This is a genomic window from Bacillus sp. FSL P4-0290, from assembly GCF_037975435.1.
GTDB lineage: Bacteria > Bacillota > Bacilli > Bacillales > Bacillaceae > Bacillus > Bacillus subtilis.
Genome location: NZ_CP150253.1, coordinates 121,138 through 147,417 on the forward strand (window position 1 = coordinate 121,138; position 26,280 = coordinate 147,417).

General features: G+C 42.7%; 34 protein-coding genes and 1 pseudogene. All 35 read left to right on the plus strand.

The genetic code is table 11. The annotated features are described in order from the left end of the window. Positions 1 to 237 precede the first annotated feature (237 nt). The 35 genes and pseudogenes from rpoB (at position 238) to rpmJ (ending at position 26,268) form a co-directional block, all read left to right on the plus strand. On the plus strand, positions 238 to 3,819 hold the full coding sequence (gene rpoB / locus MKY10_RS00680; protein ID WP_009966326.1) for a DNA-directed RNA polymerase subunit beta: 3,582 nt from the start codon (positions 238 to 240) through the stop codon (positions 3,817 to 3,819). Positions 3,820 to 3,880: 61 nt separating this feature from the next. After that, complete coding sequence (gene rpoC / locus MKY10_RS00685) at positions 3,881 to 7,480, plus strand: DNA-directed RNA polymerase subunit beta' (protein ID WP_004399688.1); 3,600 nt, start codon at positions 3,881 to 3,883, stop codon at positions 7,478 to 7,480. Positions 7,481 to 7,658: 178 nt separating this feature from the next. Then, complete coding sequence (locus MKY10_RS00690; protein WP_003225778.1) at positions 7,659 to 7,907, plus strand: 50S ribosomal protein L7ae-like protein; 249 nt, start codon at positions 7,659 to 7,661, stop codon at positions 7,905 to 7,907. A 113-nt stretch (positions 7,908 to 8,020) separates the two neighbouring features. Next, positions 8,021 to 8,437 carry a 30S ribosomal protein S12 gene (gene rpsL / locus MKY10_RS00695; protein WP_003225781.1) on the plus strand — a complete coding sequence of 139 codons (417 nt, stop codon included), beginning with the start codon at positions 8,021 to 8,023 and terminating at the stop codon, positions 8,435 to 8,437. 41 nt (positions 8,438 to 8,478) lie between these two features. After that, complete coding sequence (gene rpsG, locus MKY10_RS00700) at positions 8,479 to 8,949, plus strand: 30S ribosomal protein S7 (RefSeq protein ID WP_003225784.1); 471 nt, start codon at positions 8,479 to 8,481, stop codon at positions 8,947 to 8,949. A gap of 53 nt (positions 8,950 to 9,002) precedes the next feature. Further along, positions 9,003 to 11,081 (plus strand): elongation factor G, encoded by a 2,079-nt coding sequence (gene fusA / locus MKY10_RS00705; RefSeq protein WP_003235056.1) that lies wholly within the window; start codon positions 9,003 to 9,005, stop codon positions 11,079 to 11,081. 119 nt (positions 11,082 to 11,200) lie between these two features. After that, positions 11,201 to 12,391 carry an elongation factor Tu gene (gene tuf, locus MKY10_RS00710; RefSeq protein ID WP_003235058.1) on the plus strand — a complete coding sequence of 397 codons (1,191 nt, stop codon included), beginning with the start codon at positions 11,201 to 11,203 and terminating at the stop codon, positions 12,389 to 12,391. A gap of 98 nt (positions 12,392 to 12,489) precedes the next feature. Continuing rightward, the gene (locus tag MKY10_RS00715) at positions 12,490 to 13,446 is read left to right on the plus strand and encodes an alpha/beta hydrolase (protein ID WP_048655195.1); all 957 of its coding nucleotides are present in this window, start codon (positions 12,490 to 12,492) and stop codon (positions 13,444 to 13,446) included. Positions 13,447 to 13,682: 236 nt separating this feature from the next. Continuing rightward, positions 13,683 to 13,991 (plus strand): 30S ribosomal protein S10, encoded by a 309-nt coding sequence (gene rpsJ, locus MKY10_RS00720; RefSeq protein ID WP_003156464.1) that lies wholly within the window; start codon positions 13,683 to 13,685, stop codon positions 13,989 to 13,991. 39 nt (positions 13,992 to 14,030) lie between these two features. Beyond that, positions 14,031 to 14,660, plus strand: a complete 630-nt coding sequence (rplC, locus tag MKY10_RS00725; RefSeq protein ID WP_004399671.1) for a 50S ribosomal protein L3 — start codon at positions 14,031 to 14,033, stop codon at positions 14,658 to 14,660. 27 nt (positions 14,661 to 14,687) lie between these two features. Then, positions 14,688 to 15,311: a 50S ribosomal protein L4 gene (gene rplD / locus MKY10_RS00730; RefSeq protein WP_003225792.1), complete on the plus strand. Its 624-nt coding sequence runs from the start codon at positions 14,688 to 14,690 to the stop codon at positions 15,309 to 15,311. Beyond that, positions 15,311 to 15,598, plus strand: a complete 288-nt coding sequence (gene rplW / locus MKY10_RS00735; protein ID WP_003156467.1) for a 50S ribosomal protein L23 — start codon at positions 15,311 to 15,313, stop codon at positions 15,596 to 15,598. Before rplD ends, rplW begins: the two co-directional genes overlap by 1 nt. Positions 15,599 to 15,629: 31 nt before the next feature. Further along, positions 15,630 to 16,463, plus strand: coding sequence for a 50S ribosomal protein L2 (gene rplB / locus MKY10_RS00740; RefSeq protein WP_003225795.1), 834 nt, complete (start codon positions 15,630 to 15,632; stop codon positions 16,461 to 16,463). Between the two features lie 57 nt (positions 16,464 to 16,520). After that, positions 16,521 to 16,799, plus strand: a complete 279-nt coding sequence (gene rpsS / locus MKY10_RS00745) for a 30S ribosomal protein S19 (protein ID WP_003156472.1) — start codon at positions 16,521 to 16,523, stop codon at positions 16,797 to 16,799. 16 nt (positions 16,800 to 16,815) lie between these two features. Then, positions 16,816 to 17,157 carry a 50S ribosomal protein L22 gene (gene rplV / locus MKY10_RS00750; protein ID WP_003156475.1) on the plus strand — a complete coding sequence of 114 codons (342 nt, stop codon included), beginning with the start codon at positions 16,816 to 16,818 and terminating at the stop codon, positions 17,155 to 17,157. Positions 17,158 to 17,160: 3 nt separating this feature from the next. After that, positions 17,161 to 17,817 (plus strand): 30S ribosomal protein S3, encoded by a 657-nt coding sequence (gene rpsC, locus MKY10_RS00755; protein WP_003242001.1) that lies wholly within the window; start codon positions 17,161 to 17,163, stop codon positions 17,815 to 17,817. Position 17,818: 1 nt separating this feature from the next. Beyond that, complete coding sequence (rplP, locus tag MKY10_RS00760; RefSeq protein WP_003225801.1) at positions 17,819 to 18,253, plus strand: 50S ribosomal protein L16; 435 nt, start codon at positions 17,819 to 17,821, stop codon at positions 18,251 to 18,253. After that, complete coding sequence (gene rpmC, locus MKY10_RS00765) at positions 18,243 to 18,443, plus strand: 50S ribosomal protein L29 (RefSeq protein WP_003156482.1); 201 nt, start codon at positions 18,243 to 18,245, stop codon at positions 18,441 to 18,443. Before rplP ends, rpmC begins: the two co-directional genes overlap by 11 nt. A 22-nt stretch (positions 18,444 to 18,465) precedes the next feature. After that, positions 18,466 to 18,729 carry a 30S ribosomal protein S17 gene (rpsQ, locus tag MKY10_RS00770; RefSeq protein WP_003225804.1) on the plus strand — a complete coding sequence of 88 codons (264 nt, stop codon included), beginning with the start codon at positions 18,466 to 18,468 and terminating at the stop codon, positions 18,727 to 18,729. A gap of 40 nt (positions 18,730 to 18,769) precedes the next feature. Beyond that, positions 18,770 to 19,138 (plus strand): 50S ribosomal protein L14, encoded by a 369-nt coding sequence (gene rplN / locus MKY10_RS00775; protein ID WP_003225805.1) that lies wholly within the window; start codon positions 18,770 to 18,772, stop codon positions 19,136 to 19,138. 36 nt (positions 19,139 to 19,174) lie between these two features. Further along, positions 19,175 to 19,486, plus strand: coding sequence for a 50S ribosomal protein L24 (gene rplX, locus MKY10_RS00780; protein ID WP_003156486.1), 312 nt, complete (start codon positions 19,175 to 19,177; stop codon positions 19,484 to 19,486). 26 nt (positions 19,487 to 19,512) lie between these two features. Further along, positions 19,513 to 20,052, plus strand: coding sequence for a 50S ribosomal protein L5 (rplE, locus tag MKY10_RS00785; protein WP_003225809.1), 540 nt, complete (start codon positions 19,513 to 19,515; stop codon positions 20,050 to 20,052). Positions 20,053 to 20,074: 22 nt separating this feature from the next. After that, positions 20,075 to 20,260: a 30S ribosomal protein S14 gene (gene rpsN, locus MKY10_RS00790; protein WP_003156488.1), complete on the plus strand. Its 186-nt coding sequence runs from the start codon at positions 20,075 to 20,077 to the stop codon at positions 20,258 to 20,260. Between the two features lie 31 nt (positions 20,261 to 20,291). Then, on the plus strand, positions 20,292 to 20,690 hold the full coding sequence (gene rpsH, locus MKY10_RS00795; RefSeq protein ID WP_003241998.1) for a 30S ribosomal protein S8: 399 nt from the start codon (positions 20,292 to 20,294) through the stop codon (positions 20,688 to 20,690). Between the two features lie 29 nt (positions 20,691 to 20,719). Then, positions 20,720 to 21,259, plus strand: a complete 540-nt coding sequence (gene rplF, locus MKY10_RS00800) for a 50S ribosomal protein L6 (RefSeq protein WP_004399690.1) — start codon at positions 20,720 to 20,722, stop codon at positions 21,257 to 21,259. A 32-nt stretch (positions 21,260 to 21,291) separates the two neighbouring features. Beyond that, complete coding sequence (gene rplR, locus MKY10_RS00805; RefSeq protein WP_003225816.1) at positions 21,292 to 21,654, plus strand: 50S ribosomal protein L18; 363 nt, start codon at positions 21,292 to 21,294, stop codon at positions 21,652 to 21,654. 24 nt (positions 21,655 to 21,678) lie between these two features. Then, positions 21,679 to 22,179, plus strand: coding sequence for a 30S ribosomal protein S5 (rpsE, locus tag MKY10_RS00810; protein ID WP_003328273.1), 501 nt, complete (start codon positions 21,679 to 21,681; stop codon positions 22,177 to 22,179). 13 nt (positions 22,180 to 22,192) lie between these two features. Beyond that, positions 22,193 to 22,372 (plus strand): 50S ribosomal protein L30, encoded by a 180-nt coding sequence (rpmD, locus tag MKY10_RS00815; RefSeq protein ID WP_003156497.1) that lies wholly within the window; start codon positions 22,193 to 22,195, stop codon positions 22,370 to 22,372. A 30-nt stretch (positions 22,373 to 22,402) separates the two neighbouring features. Then, positions 22,403 to 22,843 (plus strand): 50S ribosomal protein L15, encoded by a 441-nt coding sequence (rplO, locus tag MKY10_RS00820; protein ID WP_003225819.1) that lies wholly within the window; start codon positions 22,403 to 22,405, stop codon positions 22,841 to 22,843. A gap of 1 nt (position 22,844) precedes the next feature. Further along, positions 22,845 to 24,140, plus strand: a complete 1,296-nt coding sequence (secY, locus tag MKY10_RS00825; protein WP_004399662.1) for a preprotein translocase subunit SecY — start codon at positions 22,845 to 22,847, stop codon at positions 24,138 to 24,140. Positions 24,141 to 24,194: 54 nt separating this feature from the next. Continuing rightward, positions 24,195 to 24,848, plus strand: a complete 654-nt coding sequence (locus MKY10_RS00830; RefSeq protein WP_004399686.1) for an adenylate kinase — start codon at positions 24,195 to 24,197, stop codon at positions 24,846 to 24,848. Beyond that, on the plus strand, positions 24,845 to 25,591 hold the full coding sequence (gene map, locus MKY10_RS00835) for a type I methionyl aminopeptidase (RefSeq protein WP_015252982.1): 747 nt from the start codon (positions 24,845 to 24,847) through the stop codon (positions 25,589 to 25,591). The genes MKY10_RS00830 and map overlap by 4 nt, the downstream gene beginning before the upstream one ends. Positions 25,592 to 25,656: 65 nt before the next feature. Continuing rightward, a pseudogene (locus MKY10_RS00840) lies at positions 25,657 to 25,925 on the plus strand (ribosome-binding protein ybzG). Then, on the plus strand, positions 25,903 to 26,121 hold the full coding sequence (infA, locus tag MKY10_RS00845; RefSeq protein WP_003156508.1) for a translation initiation factor IF-1: 219 nt from the start codon (positions 25,903 to 25,905) through the stop codon (positions 26,119 to 26,121). Before MKY10_RS00840 ends, infA begins: the two are co-directional and overlap by 23 nt. Before the next feature lie 33 nt (positions 26,122 to 26,154). Beyond that, a complete protein-coding gene (gene rpmJ / locus MKY10_RS00850) occupies positions 26,155 to 26,268 on the plus strand; it encodes a 50S ribosomal protein L36 (RefSeq protein WP_003156543.1) in 114 nt (37 codons plus the stop codon). Positions 26,269 to 26,280: the final 12 nt, after the last annotated feature.

Sequence of the window (26,280 nt, forward strand, 5' to 3'; positions counted from 1 at the left end):
TTTAACTATGTTAATATTGTAAAATGCCAATGTATATATTTTGCTTGATATGATGAATTGTCAATATCTATGTATAAATTATACAAGTATGGAAATGCTAATAAAATCGGTATTTGTTTTTGGATGTGGTTTTCTTAATTAGAAACCCTTTTTTCTTTTGTCTTGTAAAAGTATTTTCTTTCTTTGGAAGAAATGCTTATTACACATATAATACGCATGATTTGAGGGGTGAATCAGTTGACAGGTCAACTAGTTCAGTATGGACGACACCGCCAGCGCAGAAGCTATGCTCGCATTAGCGAAGTGTTAGAATTACCAAATCTCATTGAAATTCAAACCTCTTCTTATCAGTGGTTTCTTGATGAGGGTCTTAGAGAGATGTTTCAAGACATATCACCAATTGAGGATTTCACTGGTAACCTCTCTCTTGAGTTCATTGATTATAGTTTAGGTGAGCCTAAATATCCTGTAGAGGAATCAAAAGAACGTGATGTGACTTACTCAGCTCCGCTAAGAGTGAAGGTTCGTTTAATTAACAAAGAAACTGGAGAGGTAAAAGACCAAGATGTCTTCATGGGTGATTTCCCTATTATGACAGATACAGGTACTTTTATCATTAACGGTGCGGAACGCGTTATCGTTTCCCAGCTTGTTCGGTCTCCAAGTGTATATTTCAGTGGTAAAGTAGACAAAAACGGTAAAAAAGGTTTTACCGCAACTGTCATTCCAAACCGTGGCGCATGGTTAGAATACGAAACTGATGCGAAAGATGTTGTTTATGTCCGCATTGATCGCACACGTAAGTTGCCGGTTACGGTTCTTTTGCGTGCTCTCGGCTTCGGCTCCGATCAAGAGATTCTTGATCTCATAGGAGAAAACGAATATCTGCGAAATACGCTTGATAAAGATAACACAGAAAACAGCGACAAAGCGTTGCTGGAAATTTACGAGCGTCTCCGTCCTGGAGAGCCGCCTACAGTAGAAAATGCGAAAAGCTTGCTTGATTCTCGTTTCTTTGATCCGAAACGATACGATCTTGCCAATGTAGGACGCTATAAAATTAATAAAAAACTTCATATTAAGAATCGCCTCTTCAATCAGAGACTTGCTGAAACGCTTGTTGATCCTGAAACAGGAGAAATCCTTGCTGAAAAAGGCCAGATTCTTGATAGAAGAACGCTTGATAAAGTACTGCCATACTTAGAAAACGGAATCGGTTTCCGAAAGCTGTATCCGAATGGCGGCGTTGTTGAAGATGAAGTGACTCTTCAATCAATTAAAATCTTTGCTCCGACTGATCAAGAAGGAGAACAGGTTATCAATGTAATCGGCAATGCTTACATCGAAGAAGAGATTAAAAACATCACGCCTGCTGATATTATTTCTTCAATCAGCTACTTCTTCAACTTGCTGCACGGAGTAGGCGACACAGATGATATCGATCATCTTGGAAACCGCCGTTTACGTTCTGTAGGCGAGCTTCTTCAGAACCAATTCCGTATCGGTTTAAGCCGTATGGAGCGTGTGGTTCGTGAGAGAATGTCAATTCAAGATACGAATACAATTACGCCTCAGCAGCTGATCAATATTCGTCCTGTTATTGCGTCCATTAAAGAGTTCTTTGGAAGCTCACAGCTTTCTCAATTCATGGATCAGACGAACCCGCTTGCTGAATTAACGCACAAGCGTCGTCTGTCAGCATTAGGACCGGGCGGATTGACACGTGAGCGTGCCGGAATGGAAGTGCGTGACGTTCACTACTCCCACTATGGCCGTATGTGTCCGATTGAAACGCCTGAGGGCCCGAACATCGGTTTGATCAACTCACTATCATCTTATGCAAAAGTAAACCGTTTTGGCTTTATTGAAACGCCATATCGCCGCGTTGACCCTGAAACAGGGAAGGTAACGGGCAGAATCGATTACTTAACTGCTGATGAAGAGGATAACTATGTTGTCGCTCAAGCGAATGCTCGTCTTGATGACGAAGGCGCCTTTATTGATGACAGCATCGTAGCTCGTTTCCGCGGGGAGAACACCGTTGTTTCCAGAAATCGTGTAGACTACATGGATGTATCGCCTAAGCAGGTTGTATCTGCTGCGACAGCATGTATCCCGTTCTTAGAAAACGATGACTCCAACCGTGCCCTCATGGGAGCGAACATGCAGCGTCAGGCTGTGCCTTTGATGCAGCCGGAAGCGCCATTTGTTGGAACTGGTATGGAATACGTATCAGGAAAAGACTCTGGTGCCGCTGTTATTTGTAAACACCCTGGTATCGTTGAACGCGTAGAAGCGAAAAACGTTTGGGTTCGCCGTTATGAAGAAGTAGACGGTCAAAAAGTAAAAGGAAACCTGGATAAATACAGCCTGCTGAAATTTGTCCGCTCTAACCAAGGTACGTGCTACAACCAGCGTCCGATCGTAAGTGTCGGCGATGAAGTGGTAAAAGGAGAAATCCTTGCTGACGGTCCTTCTATGGAGCTTGGTGAACTTGCACTTGGCCGTAACGTAATGGTCGGCTTCATGACATGGGATGGCTACAACTATGAGGATGCCATCATCATGAGTGAACGCCTAGTGAAGGATGATGTTTATACATCTATCCACATTGAAGAATACGAATCAGAAGCACGTGATACGAAACTTGGACCTGAAGAAATCACTCGCGATATTCCAAACGTCGGTGAAGATGCGCTTCGCAATCTTGATGACCGCGGAATCATCCGTATTGGGGCAGAAGTAAAAGACGGAGATCTTCTTGTTGGTAAAGTAACGCCTAAAGGCGTAACTGAACTGACTGCAGAAGAACGCCTTCTTCACGCCATCTTTGGCGAGAAAGCCCGCGAGGTTCGTGATACTTCTCTTCGTGTGCCTCATGGCGGCGGCGGAATTATCCATGACGTTAAAGTCTTCAACCGTGAAGACGGAGACGAACTTCCTCCGGGTGTTAACCAGTTAGTACGCGTATATATCGTTCAGAAACGTAAGATTTCTGAAGGGGATAAAATGGCCGGTCGTCACGGTAACAAAGGTGTTATCTCTAAGATTCTTCCTGAAGAGGATATGCCTTACCTTCCTGACGGCACACCAATTGATATCATGCTTAACCCGCTGGGCGTACCATCACGTATGAACATCGGGCAGGTATTGGAACTTCACATGGGTATGGCCGCTCGTTACCTTGGCATTCACATTGCATCTCCTGTATTTGACGGAGCGCGAGAAGAGGATGTCTGGGAAACACTTGAAGAAGCCGGCATGTCTCGTGACGCCAAAACAGTGCTTTACGACGGACGTACTGGAGAGCCGTTTGATAACCGTGTATCTGTCGGTATCATGTACATGATCAAACTGGCTCACATGGTTGACGATAAACTTCACGCACGCTCTACAGGCCCTTACTCACTTGTTACGCAGCAGCCTCTTGGCGGTAAAGCGCAATTTGGCGGACAGCGTTTTGGTGAGATGGAGGTTTGGGCACTTGAAGCTTACGGTGCGGCTTACACTCTTCAAGAAATTCTGACTGTTAAGTCTGATGACGTGGTTGGACGTGTGAAAACATACGAAGCCATCGTTAAAGGCGACAATGTTCCTGAACCAGGTGTTCCGGAATCATTCAAAGTATTAATCAAAGAACTTCAAAGCTTAGGTATGGATGTCAAAATCCTTTCTGGTGATGAAGAAGAAATAGAAATGAGAGATTTAGAAGACGAAGAAGATGCGAAACAAGCTGACGGCCTGGCATTATCAGGTGATGAAGAGCCGGAAGAAACAGCATCTGCAGACGTTGAACGCGATGTAGTAACAAAAGAATAATCTCTAGTTATAAAGGCAAGTGACATCGGTTAATCCGAAGATAAAAAGGGAGGTAGGCCCCTTGCTAGATGTGAACAATTTTGAGTATATGAACATCGGTCTTGCTTCACCAGATAAAATCCGTTCATGGTCTTTTGGTGAAGTGAAAAAGCCTGAAACGATAAACTATCGTACGTTAAAACCTGAAAAGGACGGTCTATTCTGCGAACGCATTTTCGGACCGACTAAGGACTGGGAATGTCATTGCGGGAAGTACAAGCGAGTTCGTTATAAAGGCGTAGTTTGTGACCGCTGCGGAGTCGAAGTAACACGGGCTAAAGTCCGTCGTGAGAGAATGGGGCACATTGAACTGGCTGCCCCAGTTTCCCACATTTGGTATTTCAAAGGTATTCCAAGCCGTATGGGTCTTGTGCTGGATATGTCACCTCGTGCTTTAGAAGAAGTCATTTACTTTGCTTCTTACGTTGTAACTGATCCGGCGAATACACCGCTTGAAAAGAAACAGCTTCTGTCTGAGAAAGAATACCGTGCTTATCTTGATAAATACGGTAATAAATTCCAAGCATCTATGGGTGCTGAAGCAATTCATAAACTTCTTCAAGATATCGATCTTGTCAAAGAAGTTGATATGTTAAAAGAAGAGCTGAAAACTTCACAAGGACAACGCCGTACTCGTGCGATCAAACGTCTTGAAGTTTTAGAAGCCTTCCGTAACTCAGGAAACAAGCCTTCTTGGATGATCCTTGATGTGCTTCCTGTTATTCCTCCGGAGCTTAGACCGATGGTTCAGCTAGATGGCGGACGTTTTGCGACTTCTGATTTGAATGACCTTTATCGTCGTGTCATCAACCGTAACAATCGTTTGAAACGCCTTTTGGACCTTGGTGCGCCTAGCATCATCGTTCAAAACGAAAAGCGTATGCTTCAAGAGGCTGTCGATGCCCTAATTGACAACGGCCGCCGCGGACGCCCTGTAACAGGTCCTGGTAACAGACCGTTAAAATCTCTTTCTCACATGCTGAAAGGGAAGCAAGGCCGTTTCCGTCAAAACCTTCTTGGTAAACGTGTCGATTACTCCGGACGTTCTGTAATCGTTGTTGGTCCTCATTTGAAAATGTACCAATGCGGATTACCGAAGGAAATGGCGCTTGAACTTTTCAAACCTTTCGTTATGAAAGAACTTGTTGAAAAAGGTCTTGCTCACAACATTAAGAGTGCGAAACGCAAAATTGAGCGCGTACAGCCTGAAGTTTGGGATGTACTAGAATCAGTTATTAAGGAGCACCCGGTACTGCTGAACCGTGCCCCTACACTTCACAGATTAGGTATCCAGGCGTTTGAACCAACGCTTGTTGAAGGACGCGCAATCCGTCTTCACCCGCTCGTATGTACAGCTTACAACGCTGACTTTGACGGTGACCAAATGGCGGTTCACGTACCATTATCTGCTGAAGCACAAGCTGAAGCACGCATCTTGATGCTTGCTGCTCAAAACATCTTGAACCCTAAAGATGGTAAACCGGTTGTAACACCGTCTCAGGATATGGTACTGGGTAACTATTACCTGACACTTGAGCGTGCCGGTGCTGTCGGTGAAGGTATGGTCTTCAAGAATACAGACGAAGCGCTTCTTGCTTATCAAAACGGATATGTTCACCTTCATACGAGAGTAGCTGTTGCAGCTAACTCACTTAAGAATGTGACATTTACCGAAGAACAGCGCTCAAAATTGTTAATTACAACTGTCGGTAAGCTTGTCTTCAATGAAATTCTTCCGGAATCATTCCCTTACATGAATGAACCAACGAAGAGCAACATTGAAGAGAAAACACCTGACCGTTTCTTCTTAGAAAAAGGTGCTGACGTTAAAGCTGTTATCGCACAGCAGCCAATCAATGCGCCGTTTAAAAAAGGCATTCTGGGTAAAATCATCGCGGAAATCTTTAAACGATTCCATATTACGGAAACGTCTAAAATGCTTGACCGCATGAAAAACCTAGGTTTCAAATATTCAACAAAAGCTGGTATTACAGTTGGGGTTTCTGACATCGTCGTACTCGATGATAAACAAGAAATTCTTGAAGAAGCGCAAAGCAAAGTTGACAACGTTATGAAGCAGTTCCGCCGCGGTCTTATCACTGAAGAAGAACGCTATGAGAGAGTCATCTCTATCTGGAGTGCTGCAAAAGACGTTATCCAAGGCAAACTGATGAAATCACTTGATGAACTCAACCCGATCTACATGATGAGTGACTCTGGTGCCCGTGGTAACGCGTCTAACTTTACGCAGCTTGCCGGAATGCGCGGCCTGATGGCCAACCCGGCTGGACGTATCATTGAGTTGCCGATCAAATCAAGTTTCCGTGAAGGTCTGACAGTATTGGAGTACTTTATCTCCACACACGGTGCGCGTAAAGGTCTTGCCGATACCGCTCTTAAAACTGCTGACTCAGGTTACCTTACACGCCGTCTCGTTGACGTTGCGCAGGATGTTATCATTCGTGAAACTGATTGCGGAACTGACCGAGGCATTCTTGCTAAGCCACTTAAAGAAGGAACTGAAACAATTGAGCGCTTAGAAGAACGCTTAATCGGACGTTTTGCAAGAAAACAAGTGAAGCACCCTGAAACAGGTGAAGTGCTTGTGAATGAAAACGAACTGATCGATGAAGATAAAGCACTGGAGATTGTCGAAGCCGGCATTGAAGAAGTGTGGATCCGTTCTGCCTTCACATGTAATACGCCTCATGGTGTATGTAAACGATGCTATGGCCGAAATCTTGCAACTGGCTCCGATGTTGAAGTCGGTGAAGCTGTCGGAATCATTGCTGCCCAATCAATCGGTGAGCCTGGTACACAGTTAACAATGCGTACATTCCATACAGGCGGGGTTGCCGGAGACGATATCACACAGGGTCTTCCGCGTATCCAAGAGCTTTTCGAAGCGCGTAATCCGAAAGGTCAGGCAACAATTACAGAAATCGACGGTACAGTCGTTGAGATCAATGAAGTTCGTGACAAGCAACAGGAAATTGTGGTTCAAGGCGCAGTGGAAACACGTTCTTATACGGCACCTTACAACTCCCGCTTGAAAGTAGCGGAAGGAGATAAAATTACTCGAGGCCAAGTACTGACAGAAGGTTCAATCGATCCGAAAGAACTTCTTAAAGTGACTGACCTGACGACTGTTCAAGAGTATCTTCTCCATGAGGTTCAAAAGGTTTACCGTATGCAGGGTGTTGAAATCGGTGATAAACACGTAGAAGTAATGGTTCGCCAGATGCTTCGCAAAGTACGCGTGATTGATGCCGGTGACACTGATGTGCTTCCAGGTACATTGCTTGATATTCACCAATTTACTGAAGCGAACAAAAAGGTATTGCTTGAAGGCAACCGACCAGCTACAGGCCGTCCTGTCTTACTCGGTATTACAAAAGCATCTCTTGAAACTGATTCATTCTTATCTGCTGCTTCCTTCCAGGAAACAACACGTGTCCTTACAGATGCAGCGATCAAAGGTAAGCGTGACGAGCTTCTCGGCTTGAAAGAGAATGTTATCATCGGTAAGCTTGTTCCAGCAGGTACAGGAATGATGAAATACCGTAAAGTAAAACCAGTATCAAATGTTCAGCCGACTGACGATATGGTCCCGGTTGAATAACTGATTTAACTCTGCTGAAAGACTGCAAAAACAGTCTTTCAGCAGATATATTTATGAAAAAGTCACTCTATGAGAAGAACGAATCTAAAAAATGTCATACCTTGTTGACATTCGTCTCCTAGAATGATAATATAACCAAGGTGCTCGAAATAAACCTGTTACTTTGGAGGATATGTTTATGTCTTATGATAAAGTATCACAGGCCAAATCAATTATTATTGGTACGAAGCAAACAGTGAAAGCTCTAAAGCGAGGTTCAGTAAAGGAAGTAGTCGTTGCAAAAGACGCAGATCCGATACTCACGTCAAGTGTTGTTTCACTTGCTGAAGATCAAGGTATCTCTGTCTCAATGGTTGAATCCATGAAAAAGCTCGGCAAAGCCTGCGGAATTGAGGTAGGAGCAGCCGCTGTTGCCATTATTTTATAACGTACTTTTGTTTTTGCGTAAGATTCCATCTTGTGTAAAGACATTGTTTTTTGCCTTTTGATGAACCACCTGGGTATGTGGGTTATAAAACGTAATGAAGGGAGGAAAAATTCATGCCTACAATTAATCAGCTAATTCGCAAAGGACGCGTGAGTAAAGTAGAAAACTCAAAGTCTCCTGCACTTAACAAAGGATACAACAGCTTTAAAAAAGAGCACACTAACGTATCTTCTCCACAAAAACGCGGGGTATGTACTCGTGTTGGTACAATGACACCGAAAAAACCGAACTCAGCACTTCGTAAATATGCTCGTGTTCGTTTGACTAACGGAATCGAGGTTACTGCTTACATTCCTGGTATCGGTCACAACCTGCAAGAGCACAGTGTTGTACTTATCCGCGGCGGACGTGTAAAAGACTTACCAGGGGTACGTTACCACATCGTTCGTGGTGCGCTTGATACTGCTGGAGTTGAAAACCGTGCACAAGGCCGTTCTAAATACGGTACGAAAAAACCTAAAGCAAAATAATATACGAAAATACGCATAATTGATGAAGGGAGGATATTCAGATGCCACGTAAAGGTCCTGTAGCAAAAAGAGATGTTTTACCTGATCCGATTTACAACTCTAAGCTTGTATCTCGTCTAATCAACAAAATGATGATCGATGGTAAAAAAGGTAAGTCTCAAACAATCCTATACAAGTCATTCGATATCATTAAAGAACGTACTGGCAATGATGCAATGGAGGTTTTCGAACAAGCATTGAAAAACATCATGCCTGTACTTGAAGTAAAAGCACGCCGTGTAGGTGGTGCGAACTACCAAGTTCCTGTAGAAGTTCGTCCTGAACGTCGTACGACTCTTGGACTTCGCTGGTTAGTTAACTACGCTCGTCTTCGCGGAGAAAAAACGATGGAAGAGCGTTTAGCTAACGAAATCCTTGACGCAGCTAACAACACTGGTGCTGCTGTTAAGAAACGTGAAGACACTCATAAGATGGCTGAAGCAAACAAAGCATTTGCACACTATCGCTGGTAGGATTTATAGATTAACAAAACACAATTTCCTAATAAGGAAGGAGAAATTACCCAATGGCAAGAGAGTTCTCCTTAGAAAAAACTCGTAATATCGGTATCATGGCTCACATCGATGCCGGTAAAACGACAACTACAGAACGTATCTTGTTCTATACTGGTCGTATCCACAAAATTGGTGAAACTCATGAAGGAGCTTCACAAATGGACTGGATGGAGCAGGAACAAGAACGTGGTATCACAATCACTTCCGCTGCGACAACTGCACAGTGGAAAGGATACCGCGTAAACATCATCGATACTCCAGGACACGTAGACTTCACAGTTGAAGTTGAACGTTCTCTTCGTGTACTTGATGGTGCTGTTGCTGTACTTGACGCGCAATCAGGCGTTGAGCCTCAAACAGAAACTGTTTGGCGTCAGGCAACAACTTATGGAGTACCGCGTATCGTTTTTGTTAACAAAATGGACAAAATCGGTGCAGACTTCCTTTACTCTGTAGGAACTTTAAGAGACCGTCTTCAAGCAAACGCTCATGCAATTCAATTGCCGATCGGTGCTGAAGATAACTTCGAAGGTATCATTGACCTTGTAGAAAACGTTGCGTATTTCTACGAAGATGACCTCGGAACTCGTTCTGATGCAAAAGAAATCCCTGAAGAGTACAAAGAGCAAGCTGAAGAACTTCGCAACAGCCTTATTGAAGCTGTATGTGAGCTTGATGAAGAGCTTATGGATAAGTACCTTGAGGGTGAAGAAATCACAATTGACGAGTTAAAAGCAGGAATTCGTAAAGGTACATTAAATGTTGAATTCTACCCTGTTCTTGTTGGTTCTGCCTTCAAAAACAAAGGTGTTCAACTAGTACTTGATGCTGTTCTTGACTACCTTCCTGCACCAACTGACGTTGCTGCAATCAAAGGTACACGTCCTGATACAAATGAAGAGATTGAGCGTCATTCTTCTGACGAAGAGCCATTCTCTGCATTAGCATTTAAAGTTATGACTGACCCTTACGTTGGTAAGTTGACGTTCTTCCGTGTGTACTCTGGAACACTTGATTCTGGTTCATACGTGAAAAACTCTACTAAAGGCAAACGTGAGCGTGTTGGACGTATTCTTCAAATGCACGCTAACAGCCGTGAAGAAATCTCTACTGTATACGCAGGGGATATCGCAGCTGCTGTAGGTCTAAAAGATACAACTACTGGAGATACTCTATGTGATGAGAAGGATCTTGTTATCCTTGAGTCAATGGAATTCCCAGAACCAGTTATCGACGTTGCTATTGAGCCTAAATCAAAAGCCGACCAAGATAAAATGGGTATCGCTTTAGCGAAACTTGCTGAAGAAGATCCTACATTCCGTACTCAAACAAACCCAGAAACTGGCCAAACGATCATCTCTGGTATGGGTGAACTTCACCTTGATATCATTGTTGACCGTATGAAACGCGAATTTAAAGTAGAAGCCAATGTTGGTGCTCCTCAAGTTGCGTACCGTGAAACATTCCGTACCGGTGCAAAAGTTGAAGGTAAATTCGTACGTCAGTCTGGTGGACGCGGTCAGTTCGGACACGTTTGGATCGAATTCGAACCAAACGAAGAAGGCGCTGGCTTTGAATTTGAAAATGCGATTGTCGGTGGGGTCGTTCCTCGTGAATACATCCCAGCTGTTCAAGCAGGTCTGGAAGATGCACTTGAAAATGGTGTACTAGCAGGCTTCCCGCTTATCGACATTAAAGCTAAACTTTTCGACGGTTCTTACCATGATGTTGACTCAAACGAAATGGCATTTAAAGTTGCTGCTTCTATGGCATTGAAAAATGCAGTTAGCAAATGTAACCCAGTTCTTCTTGAACCAATCATGAAAGTAGAAGTGGTTATTCCAGAAGAATATATGGGAGATATCATGGGTGATATCACTTCACGTCGCGGACGCGTAGAAGGTATGGAAGCACGCGGTAACGCTCAAGTTGTTCGTGCTATGGTTCCTCTTGCTGAAATGTTCGGTTACGCTACTGCACTTCGTTCTAATACGCAAGGTCGCGGTACGTTCACTATGCACATGGATCACTACGAAGAAGTGCCGAAGAGCGTCGCAGAAGAAATTATCAAAAAAAATAAAGGCGAATAATTGATTTTGCCGCTTAACTCAAGTATAACTACTATTGTAAGATGAGGAAGTGAAAGCTTTCTTTCACTTCCTATCACTCTATACATTACTAATTAAAAGCTCTTAAGGAGGATTTTAGAATGGCTAAAGAAAAATTCGACCGTTCCAAATCACATGCCAATATTGGTACAATTGGACACGTTGACCATGGTAAAACAACTTTAACTGCTGCTATCACAACAGTACTTCATAAGAAATCTGGTAAAGGTACAGCTATGGCGTACGATCAAATTGATGGTGCTCCAGAAGAACGCGAGCGCGGTATCACAATCTCTACTGCACACGTTGAGTACGAAACTGAAACTCGTCACTATGCACACGTTGACTGCCCAGGACACGCTGACTATGTTAAAAACATGATCACTGGTGCTGCGCAAATGGACGGAGCTATCCTTGTAGTATCTGCTGCTGATGGCCCAATGCCACAAACTCGTGAGCACATCCTTCTTTCTAAAAACGTTGGTGTACCATACATCGTTGTATTCTTAAACAAATGCGACATGGTAGACGACGAAGAGCTTCTTGAACTAGTTGAAATGGAAGTTCGCGATCTTCTTAGCGAATACGACTTCCCTGGTGATGATGTACCAGTTGTTAAAGGTTCTGCTCTTAAAGCTCTTGAAGGAGACGCTGAGTGGGAAGCTAAAATCTTCGAACTTATGGATGCGGTTGATGAGTACATCCCAACTCCAGAACGCGACACTGAAAAACCATTCATGATGCCAGTTGAGGACGTATTCTCAATCACTGGTCGTGGTACAGTTGCTACTGGCCGTGTAGAACGCGGACAAGTTAAAGTCGGTGACGAAGTTGAAATCATCGGTCTTCAAGAAGAGAACAAGAAAACAACTGTTACAGGTGTTGAAATGTTCCGTAAGCTTCTTGATTACGCTGAAGCTGGTGACAACATTGGTGCCCTTCTTCGCGGTGTATCTCGTGAAGAAATCCAACGTGGTCAAGTACTTGCTAAACCAGGTACAATCACTCCACACAGCAAATTCAAAGCTGAAGTTTACGTTCTTTCTAAAGAAGAGGGTGGACGTCATACTCCATTCTTCTCTAACTACCGTCCTCAGTTCTACTTCCGTACAACTGACGTAACTGGTATCATCCATCTTCCAGAAGGCGTAGAAATGGTTATGCCTGGAGATAACACTGAAATGAACGTTGAACTTATTTCTACAATCGCTATCGAAGAAGGAACTCGTTTCTCTATTCGTGAAGGCGGACGTACTGTTGGTTCAGGCGTTGTTTCTACAATCACTGAGTAATAGTATGGTTTTAAACGAGACCCCTGTGGGTCTCGTTTTTTGTTTGCTTATCTTTTTCTTGTATAATAGGATCTATCATATTCGAGGGGTTAATATTTATGATTCCTGAAAAGAAATCAATCGCAATCATGAAAGAACTAAGCATTGGAAATACAAAGCAAATGCTGATGATTAATGGAGTTGACGTGAAAAATCCATTGCTGCTTTTTTTACATGGCGGGCCGGGAACGCCGCAAATCGGATATGTTAGACATTATCAAAAAGAGCTGGAACAGTATTTTACAGTAGTTCATTGGGATCAGAGAGGATCGGGGCTTTCTTATTCTAAGCGAATTTCGCATCACTCTATGACAATAAATCACTTCATTAAAGATACAATCCAAGTCACTCAATGGCTTTTAGCTCATTTTTCAAAATCAAAACTTTACCTAGCCGGTCATTCTTGGGGGTCAATACTAGCGCTTCATGTTTTGCAGCAGTGTCCTGATTTATTTTACGCGTATTATGGAATCAGCCAGGTTGTTAACCCTCACGATGAAGAATCAACTGCTTATCAACATATTCGTGAAATTTCTGAATCAAAAAAAGCCAGCTTATTATCTTTCCTCACACGTTTCATTGGTGATCCGCCTTGGAAGCAGGATATCCAGCACCTTATCTATCGGTTTTGTGTCGAGCTTAGCAGGGGAGGATTCACTCGTCGTCATCGTCAATCTCTAGCTGTAATATTTCAAATGCTTACTGGCAATGAGTATGGAGTGCGGAACATGCACAGTTTCCTAAATGGATTGCGCTTCAGTAAAAAACATTTAACTGATGAGTTGTACCGGTTTAATGCTTTTACATCAGTTCCTTCTATTAAAGTACCGTGTGTTTTCATTTCAGGGAAACATGACTTAATTGTTCCTGCTGAAATATCGAAACAGTATTATCAAGTGCTTGAGGCACCCGAAAAGCGCTGGTTTCAATTTGAGAACTCAGCTCACACCCCGCATATTGAGGAGCCGGCATTATTCGCGAACACATTAAGTCGACATGTACGACACCATTTATGATAGATCCTTGATAAATAAGAAAAACCCCTGTATAATAAAAAAAGTGTGCAAATCATGCATATTTTAAATAAGTCTTGCAACATGCGCCTATTTTCTGTATAATGGTGTATGTTGGTCTTTGACTGCGATGAAGTGAGAGGTTGCTGACACACCCGGCCGCTTTGCCATGGCAAGGTGTTCAGGTTTTTCTCACGGAGAACTGTCTAACGTGATGTAGGCGAAAAGGAGGGAAAATAATGGCAAAACAAAAAATTCGTATTCGTTTGAAAGCATATGATCATAGAATCCTTGATCAATCTGCAGAGAAGATTGTTGAAACGGCAAAACGTTCTGGTGCCAGCGTATCTGGTCCGATTCCGTTGCCAACTGAAAAATCAGTTTACACAATCCTTCGTGCGGTGCACAAATACAAAGATTCTCGTGAGCAATTTGAAATGCGTACACATAAACGTTTAATCGACATTGTGAACCCAACACCACAAACTGTTGATGCTCTTATGCGATTAGACTTACCATCTGGTGTCGATATCGAAATTAAACTTTAATTCTAAAATATAGAATGATCTTAATAGGAGGTGTGACGAATGACCAAAGGAATCTTAGGAAGAAAAATTGGTATGACGCAAGTATTCGCTGAGAATGGTGATCTTATTCCGGTAACTGTTATCGAGGCTGCTCCAAACGTTGTTCTTCAAAAGAAAACAGCTGAAAACGACGGTTACGAAGCAATCCAGCTTGGTTTTGACGACAAGCGTGAAAAGCTTTCTAACAAACCTGAAAAAGGGCACGTTGCAAAAGCGGAAACTGCTCCTAAGCGCTTCGTTAAAGAATTACGCGGAGTGGAAATGGATGCGTATGAAGTTGGTCAGGAAGTCAAGGTTGAAATTTTCTCTGCTGGAGAAATCGTAGATGTAACAGGAGTATCTAAAGGTAAAGGTTTCCAAGGTGCAATCAAGCGCCACGGACAATCTCGCGGACCTATGTCTCACGGTTCACGCTACCACCGTCGTCCTGGTTCAATGGGACCTGTAGATCCTAACCGTGTATTCAAAGGTAAATTATTACCTGGACGTATGGGCGGAGAGCAAATCACTGTTCAAAACCTTGAAATCGTAAAAGTTGATGCAGAACGCAATCTTCTTTTGATCAAAGGTAACGTACCTGGTGCGAAGAAATCTTTAATCACTGTTAAAAGTGCTGTTAAATCTAAATAATTCTCTTAGGAAAGGAGGAAATTGATTATGCCAAAAGTAGCATTATACAACCAAAACGGTTCTACTGCTGGTGACATCGAATTAAACGCTTCTGTATTTGGTATCGAACCAAATGAGAGTGTTGTATTCGACGCTATTCTTATGCAAAGAGCTTCCTTACGTCAAGGAACTCACAAAGTAAAAAATCGTTCTGAAGTACGCGGCGGAGGTCGTAAACCATGGCGTCAAAAAGGTACTGGACGTGCCCGTCAAGGTTCAATCCGTTCACCGCAATGGCGCGGAGGTGGTGTCGTATTCGGCCCAACACCACGCAGCTATTCTTATAAATTACCTAAAAAAGTTCGCCGCTTGGCAATCAAATCAGTATTGTCTTCTAAAGTGAACGACAACAACATCATCGTTCTTGAAGATCTTACTCTTGATACGGCTAAAACAAAAGAAATGGCAGCTATCCTTAAAGGATTATCTGTTGAGAAAAAAGCTTTAATCGTAACTGCGGATGCAAACGAAGCAGTAGCTTTATCTGCTCGTAACATTCCTGGAGTTACTGTTGTTGAAGCTAACGGAATCAACGTTTTAGACGTTGTCAACCACGAGAAGCTTCTGATTACAAAAGCAGCGGTTGAAAAAGTAGAGGAGGTGCTTGCATAATGAAAGATCCTCGTGATGTTCTAAAGCGCCCCGTCATTACTGAACGTTCTGCCGATTTAATGACTGAAAAAAAATATACTTTTGAAGTTGATGTAAGAGCTAACAAAACAGAAGTGAAAGACGCGGTTGAAAGCATCTTTGGAGTGAAAGTTGACAAAGTCAACATCATGAACTACAAAGGCAAATCAAAACGTGTTGGACGCTACACTGGTATGACTAGCCGTCGCAGAAAAGCGATCGTAAAACTTACTGCAGACAGCAAAGAAATCGAAATTTTTGAAGCTTAATTATCTGTAAAAAGAAGGAGGGAAATTCAAAATGGCGATTAAAAAGTATAAACCGACCTCTAATGGACGTCGTGGTATGACAACTTCAGATTTTGCTGAAATCACGACTGACAAGCCGGAAAAATCCTTGCTTGCTCCCCTTCACAAAAAAGGCGGACGTAACAACCAAGGTAAATTGACTGTACGTCACCAAGGTGGCGGACATAAACGCCAATACCGTGTTATCGACTTCAAACGCGATAAAGATGGTATACCTGGACGCGTTGCTACAGTTGAATACGATCCAAACCGTTCAGCTAACATCGCTCTAATCAACTATGCAGACGGAGAAAAACGTTACATTCTTGCTCCTAAAGGAATTCAAGTAGGTACTGAAATCATGTCAGGTCCTGAAGCTGACATTAAAGTAGGTAATGCACTTCCACTTATCAACATCCCTGTTGGTACAGTTGTGCATAACATTGAATTAAAACCTGGTAAAGGCGGACAGCTTGTACGTTCAGCTGGTACATCTGCTCAGGTTCTTGGTAAAGAAGGTAAATACGTTCTTGTACGTCTTAACTCTGGTGAAGTTCGCATGATCCTTTCTGCTTGCCGTGCTTCTATCGGTCAAGTAGGTAACGAACAGCACGAACTTATCAACATTGGTAAAGCTGGACGTTCTCGCTGGAAAGGCATCCGTCCTACAGTTCGTGGTTCTGTAATGAACCCTAACGATCACCCACACGGTGGTGGTGAAGGACGTGCGCCAATCGGACGTAAATCACCAATGTCTCCATGGGGCAAACCAACTCTTGGATTCAAGACTCGTAAGAAAAAGAACAAATCCGATAAATTTATCGTACGTCGTCGTAAAAATAAATAACGGGGTTGTCTACGGTTCTTTTCGGACCGTAGTGCAATCACGAAGGGAGGTTCCAAAATGGCTCGCAGCTTAAAAAAAGGACCATTTGTCGATGGACACTTGATGACTAAAATCGAGAAATTAAATGAAACAGACAAGAAACAAGTCGTAAAAACTTGGTCTCGTCGTTCTACTATTTTCCCACAGTTTATTGGTCACACAATCGCAGTCTATGACGGACGTAAACACGTGCCTGTATTCATCTCTGAAGATATGGTAGGGCACAAGTTGGGTGAATTCGCTCCAACTCGTACGTACAAAGGTCATGCTAGTGATGACAAAAAAACAAGACGCTAAGAGAGGAGGCTTTTAAATGCAAGCTAAAGCTGTTGCAAGAACAGTCCGTATTGCTCCTCGTAAAGCACGTCTAGTAATGGACCTGATTCGAGGCAAGCAAGTAGGTGAGGCAGTATCAATCTTGAACCTTACACCAAGAGCTGCTTCTCCAATTATCGAGAAAGTATTAAAATCCGCTATTGCAAATGCTGAGCATAACTATGAAATGGACGCTAACAACCTGGTTATTTCTCAAGCATTCGTTGACGAAGGCCCTACGTTAAAAAGATTCCGCCCACGTGCTATGGGACGTGCGAGCCAAATCAACAAACGTACGAGCCACATTACAATCGTTGTATCAGAAAAGAAGGAGGGATAAGTAGTGGGTCAAAAGGTAAATCCAGTCGGTCTTCGTATCGGAGTCATTCGTGATTGGGAATCTAAGTGGTACGCTGGTAAAGATTACGCTGACTTCCTGCACGAAGATTTAAAAATTCGTGAATACATTAGCAAACGCCTTTCTGACGCTTCTGTTTCTAAAGTAGAAATCGAGCGTGCAGCAAACCGCGTTAACATTACGATCCACACAGCTAAGCCTGGTATGGTTATCGGTAAAGGCGGTTCTGAAGTCGAAGCACTTCGCAAAGCCCTTAACAGCCTTACTGGCAAGCGTGTACACATTAACATTCTTGAAATCAAAAGAGCAGATCTTGATGCACAGCTAGTTGCTGACAACATCGCTCGTCAATTAGAAAACCGTGTTTCTTTCCGCCGTGCGCAGAAACAACAAATCCAACGTACTATGCGTGCTGGAGCACAAGGTGTGAAAACAATGGTTTCTGGTCGTCTTGGCGGTGCAGATATCGCTCGTTCTGAATACTACAGTGAAGGAACTGTTCCATTGCACACATTACGTGCGGACATTGACTATGCAACATCTGAAGCTGATACTACTTACGGTAAGCTTGGTGTAAAAGTCTGGATCTATCGTGGAGAGGTTCTTCCTACTAAGAAGAAAACTGAGGAAGGAGGAAAATAATATGTTATTACCAAAACGCGTTAAATATCGCAGAGAGCATCGCGGAAAAATGCGTGGCCGTGCGAAAGGCGGTACTGAAGTACATTTCGGAGAATTCGGTATCCAAGCTCTAGAAGCTTCTTGGATTACTAACCGTCAAATCGAAGCTGCACGTATTGCGATGACTCGTTACATGAAACGTGGCGGTAAAGTTTGGATCAAAATTTTCCCTTCTAAACCTTACACTGCTAAACCACTTGAGGTACGTATGGGATCCGGTAAAGGGGCTCCAGAAGGTTGGGTAGCTGTTGTAAAACCGGGCAAAGTTTTATTTGAAATTTCTGGTGTGTCTGAAGAGGTTGCTCGTGAAGCGCTTCGCCTTGCATCTCACAAATTGCCAATTAAAACGAAGTTCGTAAAACGTGAAGAAATTGGTGGTGAATCAAATGAAAGCTAATGAAATTCGTGACCTTACCACTGCTGAAATTGAACAAAAAGTAAAGTCTCTTAAAGAAGAACTTTTCAATCTTCGCTTTCAATTAGCGACAGGACAACTTGAAAATACTGCTCGCATTCGTGAAGTGCGCAAAGCTATCGCGCGCATGAAAACTGTGATTCGTGAAAGAGAAATTGCTGCTAATAAATAATCACTGAGGGGAGGTCGTGAGCATGAGCGAACGTAACCAACGCAAAGTTTACCAAGGCCGTGTTGTTTCTGACAAAATGGATAAAACCATTACTGTTGTTGTTGAGACATACAAAAAACATACACTTTACGGTAAACGCGTAAAATACTCAAAAAAATTCAAAGCACATGATGAAAATAATCAAGCTAAAATCGGTGACATCGTTAAGATCATGGAAACTCGTCCATTGTCTGCAACTAAGCGTTTCCGTCTAGTTGAAGTTGTCGAAGAAGCTGTTATTATCTAATAAAGTTCGGAATTCTTTTTCCGAAGGGAGGTAACAAATAATGATTCAACAAGAGACTCGTTTAAAAGTAGCTGACAACTCTGGCGCACGTGAAGTACTTACTATTAAAGTTCTTGGTGGTTCTGGACGTAAAACAGCTAACATTGGTGATGTAATTGTTTGCACGGTTAAACAAGCAACACCAGGAGGCGTTGTCAAAAAAGGTGAAGTCGTAAAAGCTGTTATCGTTCGCACTAAAAGCGGAGCGCGCAGAAGTGACGGTTCATACATCAGCTTCGATGAGAATGCATGTGTTATCATCCGTGACGACAAGAGCCCACGCGGAACTCGTATCTTCGGACCAGTTGCTCGTGAATTGCGTGAAAACAACTTTATGAAAATTGTTTCTCTAGCTCCAGAAGTTATCTAATGAAATAAATGCCTTACTCAAGGAGGTGCGATCAGGATGCATGTAAAAAAAGGCGATAAAGTTATGGTTATCTCTGGTAAAGATAAAGGCAAACAAGGAACAATCCTTGCTGCTTTCCCTAAAAAGGACCGCGTTTTAGTTGAAGGTGTTAACATGGTAAAGAAACACTCTAAACCAACTCAAGCTAACCCTCAAGGCGGTATTTCTAATCAAGAGGCGCCAATTCATGTATCAAACGTTATGCCGCTCGATCCTAAAACAGGTGAAGTGACTCGCGTAGGATACAAAGTGGAAGATGGCAAAAAAGTTCGTGTAGCAAAAAAATCTGGGCAAGTTCTAGATAAATAGTATTAAAAGGAAGGGAGGTCTATCTCATGAACCGCCTTAAAGAAAAGTACAATAAAGAAATTGCACCTGCTTTAATGACTAAGTTCAACTATGATTCAGTCATGCAAGTGCCTAAAATTGAAAAAATCGTAATCAACATGGGTGTTGGTGACGCTGTTCAAAACGCCAAAGCAATCGACAGTGCTGTTGAAGAATTAACGTTTATCGCAGGTCAAAAACCTGTCGTTACTCGTGCGAAGAAATCAATTGCTGGATTCCGTCTTCGTGAGGGAATGCCTATCGGTGCGAAAGTAACTCTTCGCGGAGAGCGCATGTATGATTTCCTTGATAAACTTATTTCTGTATCTTTACCGCGTGTACGTGACTTCCGCGGGGTTTCTAAAAAATCTTTCGACGGTCGCGGTAACTACACACTTGGTATCAAAGAACAGTTAATCTTCCCTGAAATTGACTACGATAAAGTAACAAAGGTTCGCGGAATGGACATCGTTATCGTAACAACTGCTAATACTGACGAAGAAGCTCGTGAGCTATTAACTCAAGTAGGTATGCCGTTCCAGAAATAATCAATGAAAGGGAGGCGAAATCGTGGCTAAAAAGTCTATGATTGCGAAACAACAACGTACACCAAAGTTTAAAGTACAAGAGTACACACGCTGTGAACGCTGCGGACGTCCGCATTCAGTCATTCGTAAATTTAAACTTTGCCGTATTTGTTTCCGTGAGCTTGCATATAAAGGACAAATTCCTGGCGTGAAAAAAGCCAGCTGGTAATCCCCAAGAAAGGGAAGGAGGTAATTATATAATGGTTATGACAGATCCAATTGCAGATATGCTAACTCGTATTCGCAATGCAAACATGGTACGTCATGAGAAGCTTGAAATTCCTGCTTCTAAATTGAAAAGAGAAATTGCTGAAATTTTAAAGCGTGAAGGTTTCATTCGTGACGTTGAGTTCGTAGAAGACAGCAAACAAGGTATCATCCGCGTTTTCTTGAAATACGGACAAAACAACGAGCGCGTTATCACTGGTCTTAAAAGAATCAGCAAGCCTGGTTTGCGTGTTTATGCTAAATCTAATGAAGTACCTCGCGTACTTAACGGTCTTGGAATCGCGATTATTTCTACATCACAAGGTGTTTTAACGGACAAAGAAGCCCGTGCAAAACAAGCTGGTGGAGAAGTTCTAGCATACGTTTGGTAAGAAGTTTAACATGAATGGAGGTGTTTGGTATGTCTCGTGTAGGTAAGAAGCTACTTGAGATTCCTTCTGATGTTACAGTAACGTTAAATGATAACAACACTGTAGCTGTGAAAGGACCAAAAGGAGAATTAACTCGTACGTTTCACCCTGATATGGAGATTAAAGTAGAGGACAATGTGCTTACAGTCGCTCGTCCTTCTGATCAAAAAGAGCACCGTGCCCTGCATGGTACGACTCGCAGTCTGCTTGGCAACATGGTTGAAGGTGTATCTAAAGGATTTGAAAGAGGTTTGGAATTAGTCGGTGTCGGTTACCGTGCTTCTAAATCCGGAAATAAACTTGTTTTAAACGTTGGATACTCTCATCCTGTTGAGATCGTTCCTGAAGAAGGCATCGAAATCGAAGTTCCTTCTCAAACAAAAGTAGTTGTAAAAGGTACAGACAAAGAACGTGTAGGAGCTATTGCTGCTAACATCCGCGCTGTACGTTCTCCAGAGCCTTACAAAGGTAAAGGAATCCGCTACGAAGGTGAAGTTGTTCGCCGTAAAGAAGGTAAATCTGCTAAGTAAGATCGCTTAAAGTGAAGAAAGGAGTGACCTAGATGATTACGAAAACTAGCAAAAATGCTGCTCGTCTTAAAAGACACGCTCGTGTTCGCGCTAAACTTTCCGGTACTGCTGAAAGACCGCGCCTGAACGTTTTCCGTTCTAACAAGCACATTTACGCTCAAATCATCGATGATGTAAATGGTGTAACACTTGCTAGTGCATCTACTCTCGATAAAGACTTGAACGTTGAAAGCACTGGAGATACTTCTGCTGCTACTAAAGTTGGAGAATTAGTTGCAAAACGCGCTGCTGAAAAAGGCATTTCTGACGTAGTATTTGACCGTGGCGGATACTTATACCATGGACGTGTAAAAGCTTTGGCTGATGCCGCTCGTGAAGCTGGACTTAAATTTTAATAAAAGAAGGAGGGACACATGATTATGCGTCGTATTGACCCAAGCAAATTAGAGTTAGAAGAACGCTTAGTTACGGTTAACCGCGTAGCGAAAGTTGTTAAAGGTGGTCGTCGTTTCCGCTTCGCAGCTCTAGTCGTTGTCGGTGACAAAAACGGACACGTAGGATTCGGTACTGGTAAAGCACAAGAAGTACCAGAAGCGATCCGCAAAGCTGTTGAAGATGCGAAAAAGAATTTGATTGAAGTACCAATGGTTGGAACTACAATTCCACACGAAATCATCGGACGTTTCGGTGCAGGTAACATCTTGTTAAAACCTGCTTCTGAAGGTACTGGAGTTATCGCTGGAGGCCCTGTACGTGCGGTACTTGAGCTAGCTGGTGTAGCTGATATCCTTTCTAAGTCTTTAGGTTCTAACACACCGATCAACATGATTCGTGCAACACTTCAAGGTTTAAGTGAACTTAAACGTGCTGAAGACGTTGCGAAGCTTCGTGGAAAATCTGTAGAAGAACTGTTAGGATAAGGAGGGAACATTAATGGCTAAATTAGAAATTACCCTCAAACGAAGTGTAATCGGTCGCCCGGAAGACCAACGCGTTACTGTAAGAACACTTGGTTTAAAGAAAACAAACCAAACTGTTGTTCATGAAGACAACGCTGCGATCCGTGGTATGATTAATAAAGTATCTCATTTAGTTTCTGTTAAAGAACAATAAAAATATTTGATCGGATAAGGAGGTGTCCTAATGAAACTTCATGAATTAAAACCTTCAGAAGGTTCACGCAAAACGCGTAATCGCGTAGGTCGTGGTATTGGTTCTGGCAACGGTAAAACAGCTGGTAAAGGTCACAAAGGTCAAAACGCTCGTTCTGGCGGCGGTGTACGCCCTGGATTCGAGGGGGGACAAATGCCTTTATTCCAACGTCTTCCTAAACGCGGTTTCACTAACATCAACCGCAAGGAATACGCTGTAGTCAACCTAGACAAATTGAACGGTTTTGCAGAAGGAACGGAAGTCACTCCTGAACTTCTTCTAGAGACTGGTGTTATTAGCAAACTTAATGCAGGAGTAAAGATTCTTGGCAACGGTAAATTAGAGAAAAAATTAACTGTAAAAGCCAATAAATTCTCTGCTTCTGCGAAAGAAGCTGTTGAAGCTGCTGGCGGTACAGCTGAGGTGATCTAACTTGTTTAAAACAATCTCCAACTTTATGCGTGTGAGTGATATCAGGAATAAAATCATATTCACTTTACTCATGCTTATCGTCTTTCGCATAGGTGCGTTTATTCCTGTGCCTTACGTTAACGCTGAAGCGTTACAGGCGCAGTCTCAAATGGGTGTTTTTGATCTCCTTAATACATTTGGCGGCGGTGCGCTTTACCAATTTTCCATTTTCGCAATGGGAATTACTCCTTATATCACGGCTTCGATCATCATTCAGCTGCTTCAGATGGATGTTGTACCGAAGTTTACCGAGTGGTCTAAGCAAGGTGAAGTTGGCCGCCGTAAATTAGCTCAGTTCACAAGGTACTTTACGATTGTGCTTGGTTTCATCCAAGCATTAGGTATGTCATATGGATTTAACAATCTGGCAAACGGTATGCTGATCGAAAAATCCGGTGTATCGACATATCTTATCATTGCTTTAGTGCTCACTGGCGGAACTGCCTTTTTAATGTGGCTTGGGGAACAAATTACTTCTCATGGAGTAGGCAACGGAATATCGATCATTATCTTCGCGGGGATTGTGTCTAGTATTCCAAAAACAATTGGGCAAATATATGAGACTCAATTTGTCGGCAGCAACGATCAGTTGTTTATTCATATTGTGAAAGTCGCACTTCTTGTGATTGCGATTTTAGCAGTTATTGTTGGAGTTATTTTCATTCAGCAAGCCGTACGGAAAATTGCGATTCAATATGCTAAAGGCACAGGTCGTTCACCTGCTGGCGGAGGTCAGTCTACACACCTTCCATTGAAAGTGAATCCTGCAGGGGTTATTCCGGTAATCTTTGCGGTTGCGTTTTTGATAACGCCGCGGACGATCGCGTCATTCTTTGGAACAAACGATGTGACAAAGTGGATTCAAAACAACTTTGATAATACGCATCCGGTGGGTATGGCGATATATGTTGCGTTGATTATTGCCTTTACGTACTTTTATGCTTTTGTACAGGTAAACCCTGAACAAATGGCTGATAACCTTAAAAAACAGGGTGGCTATATCCCGGGGGTTCGTCCAGGGAAAATGACTCAAGATAGAATTACGAGCATTTTGTATCGACTTACGTTTGTGGGTTCTATATTCTTAGCCGTGATTTCCATTCTTCCTATCTTTTTCATTCAATTCGCTGGATTGCCTCAAAGTGCACAAATTGGCGGAACATCTTTGTTAATTGTTGTCGGGGTAGCCTTGGAGACAATGAAACAACTAGAAAGCCAGTTGGTGAAACGAAACTACCGTGGATTTATGAAAAACTAGAGGAAATGGATTTATCCATTCCCTCTTAATAAAGAGAGGACGGGGGAAATCCGAATGAACTTAGTCTTAATGGGGCTTCCTGGTGCCGGTAAAGGCACACAGGGCGAACGAATTGTTGAGGATTATGGGATTCCTCATATCTCAACAGGAGATATGTTCCGTGCTGCTATGAAAGAAGAAACACCACTCGGACTCGAAGCAAAATCTTATATTGATAAGGGAGAGCTCGTACCTGACGAAGTCACAATCGGAATTGTAAAAGAGAGACTTGGCAAAGATGATTGTGAAAGAGGTTTTCTTCTGGACGGATTTCCGCGAACAGTCGCTCAAGCCGAAGCTCTTGAAGAAATTCTTGAGGAATACGGCAAGCCGATTGATTATGTCATTAACATTGAAGTCGACAAAGATGTTCTGATGGAACGTCTGACTGGACGCAGAATTTGCAGTGTTTGCGGCACAACCTATCATTTAGTCTTTAATCCGCCGAAAACGCCGGGTATTTGTGATAAAGACGGAGGCGAACTCTATCAACGGGCAGATGATAATGAGGAAACAGTCTCTAAACGGCTTGAGGTAAACATGAAGCAAACTCAGCCTTTACTCGATTTCTATTCAGAGAAAGGTTATCTTGCAAACGTGAATGGCCAGCAGGACATTCAAGACGTTTATGCAGATGTGAAGGATCTTCTTGGAGGATTAAAAAAATGATTATCTGTAAAACCCCACGTGAACTTGGTATCATGCGGGAAGCAGGGCGAATCGTGGCTTTAACTCATGAAGAGTTAAAAAAGCACATTAAACCAGGAATCTCGACAAAAGAATTGGATCAAATTGCCGAACGTTTTATTAAGAAGCAGGGTGCAATCCCATCTTTTAAGGGGTATAATGGGTTTCGCGGGAGCATTTGCGTATCAGTTAATGAAGAACTCGTTCACGGCATACCTGGCAGCAGGTTGCTGAAGGACGGTGACATCATCAGTATTGATATCGGTGCTAAATTAAATGGTTATCATGGTGACTCTGCATGGACATATCCGGTAGGAAACATCAGCGATGATGACAAAAAACTTCTGGAAGTGACAGAGGAGTCTTTATATAAAGGCTTGCAGGAAGCAAAACCAGGTGAACGTTTGTCGAATATTTCCCACGCAATACAAACGTATGTCGAAAATGAGCAGTTTTCAGTTGTTAGGGAGTATGTCGGACATGGTGTTGGTCAAGACTTGCATGAGGACCCGCAAATTCCTCATTACGGTCCGCCCAACAAAGGACCACGGCTTAAACCTGGCATGGTTCTCGCTATTGAACCTATGGTGAACGCTGGCAGCCGCTACGTGAAAACATTGGCTGATAACTGGACGGTTGTAACGGTAGATGGGAAAAAGTGTGCTCATTTTGAACATACGATTGCGATTACGGAAACGGGTTTTGATATACTGACGAGAGTCTAGATGATGAAAATAATTCCGAAGACAGATGTTTTTCAAGCTTGATAGGGCAGAAAGCTTGGGTGAACATTGGCAAGACCGAATTCATCTTGCTGCTTGTCGTTGGAATTTTAACCATCATCAATGTACTAACAGCAGACGGAGAAAAGCGTACATTTCATTCTCCTAAGAAAAAGAATATCAATCATTTAACCCTTTATGATTGCGTATCTCCGGAAGTTCAGAACAGTATAAACGAAACAGGGCGTGTGACAAACTTCTTTTGAAATTTGTCAGAAAGCAAGTTACTGATTTGAAGAAGGGAGAACACTTGAATGGCGAAAGACGATGTAATTGAAGTGGAAGGTACTATAGTCGAAACACTGCCAAACGCGATGTTCAAAGTTGAACTTGAAAATGGCCACACTGTTTTGGCTCATGTATCTGGTAAAATCCGCATGCACTTCATTCGCATTTTACCTGGAGACAAAGTTACGGTAGAATTATCTCCATATGACTTAACTCGTGGCAGGATTACGTACCGTTACAAATAAAGCACTCCGGAAACTGAAGGAGGTTGGAAACACATGAAAGTGAGACCATCAGTTAAACCAATCTGCGAAAAATGTAAAGTTATTCGCAGAAAAGGAAAAGTAATGGTGATCTGTGAAAATCCAAAGCATAAACAAAAACAAGGATAATTTATAAGGAGG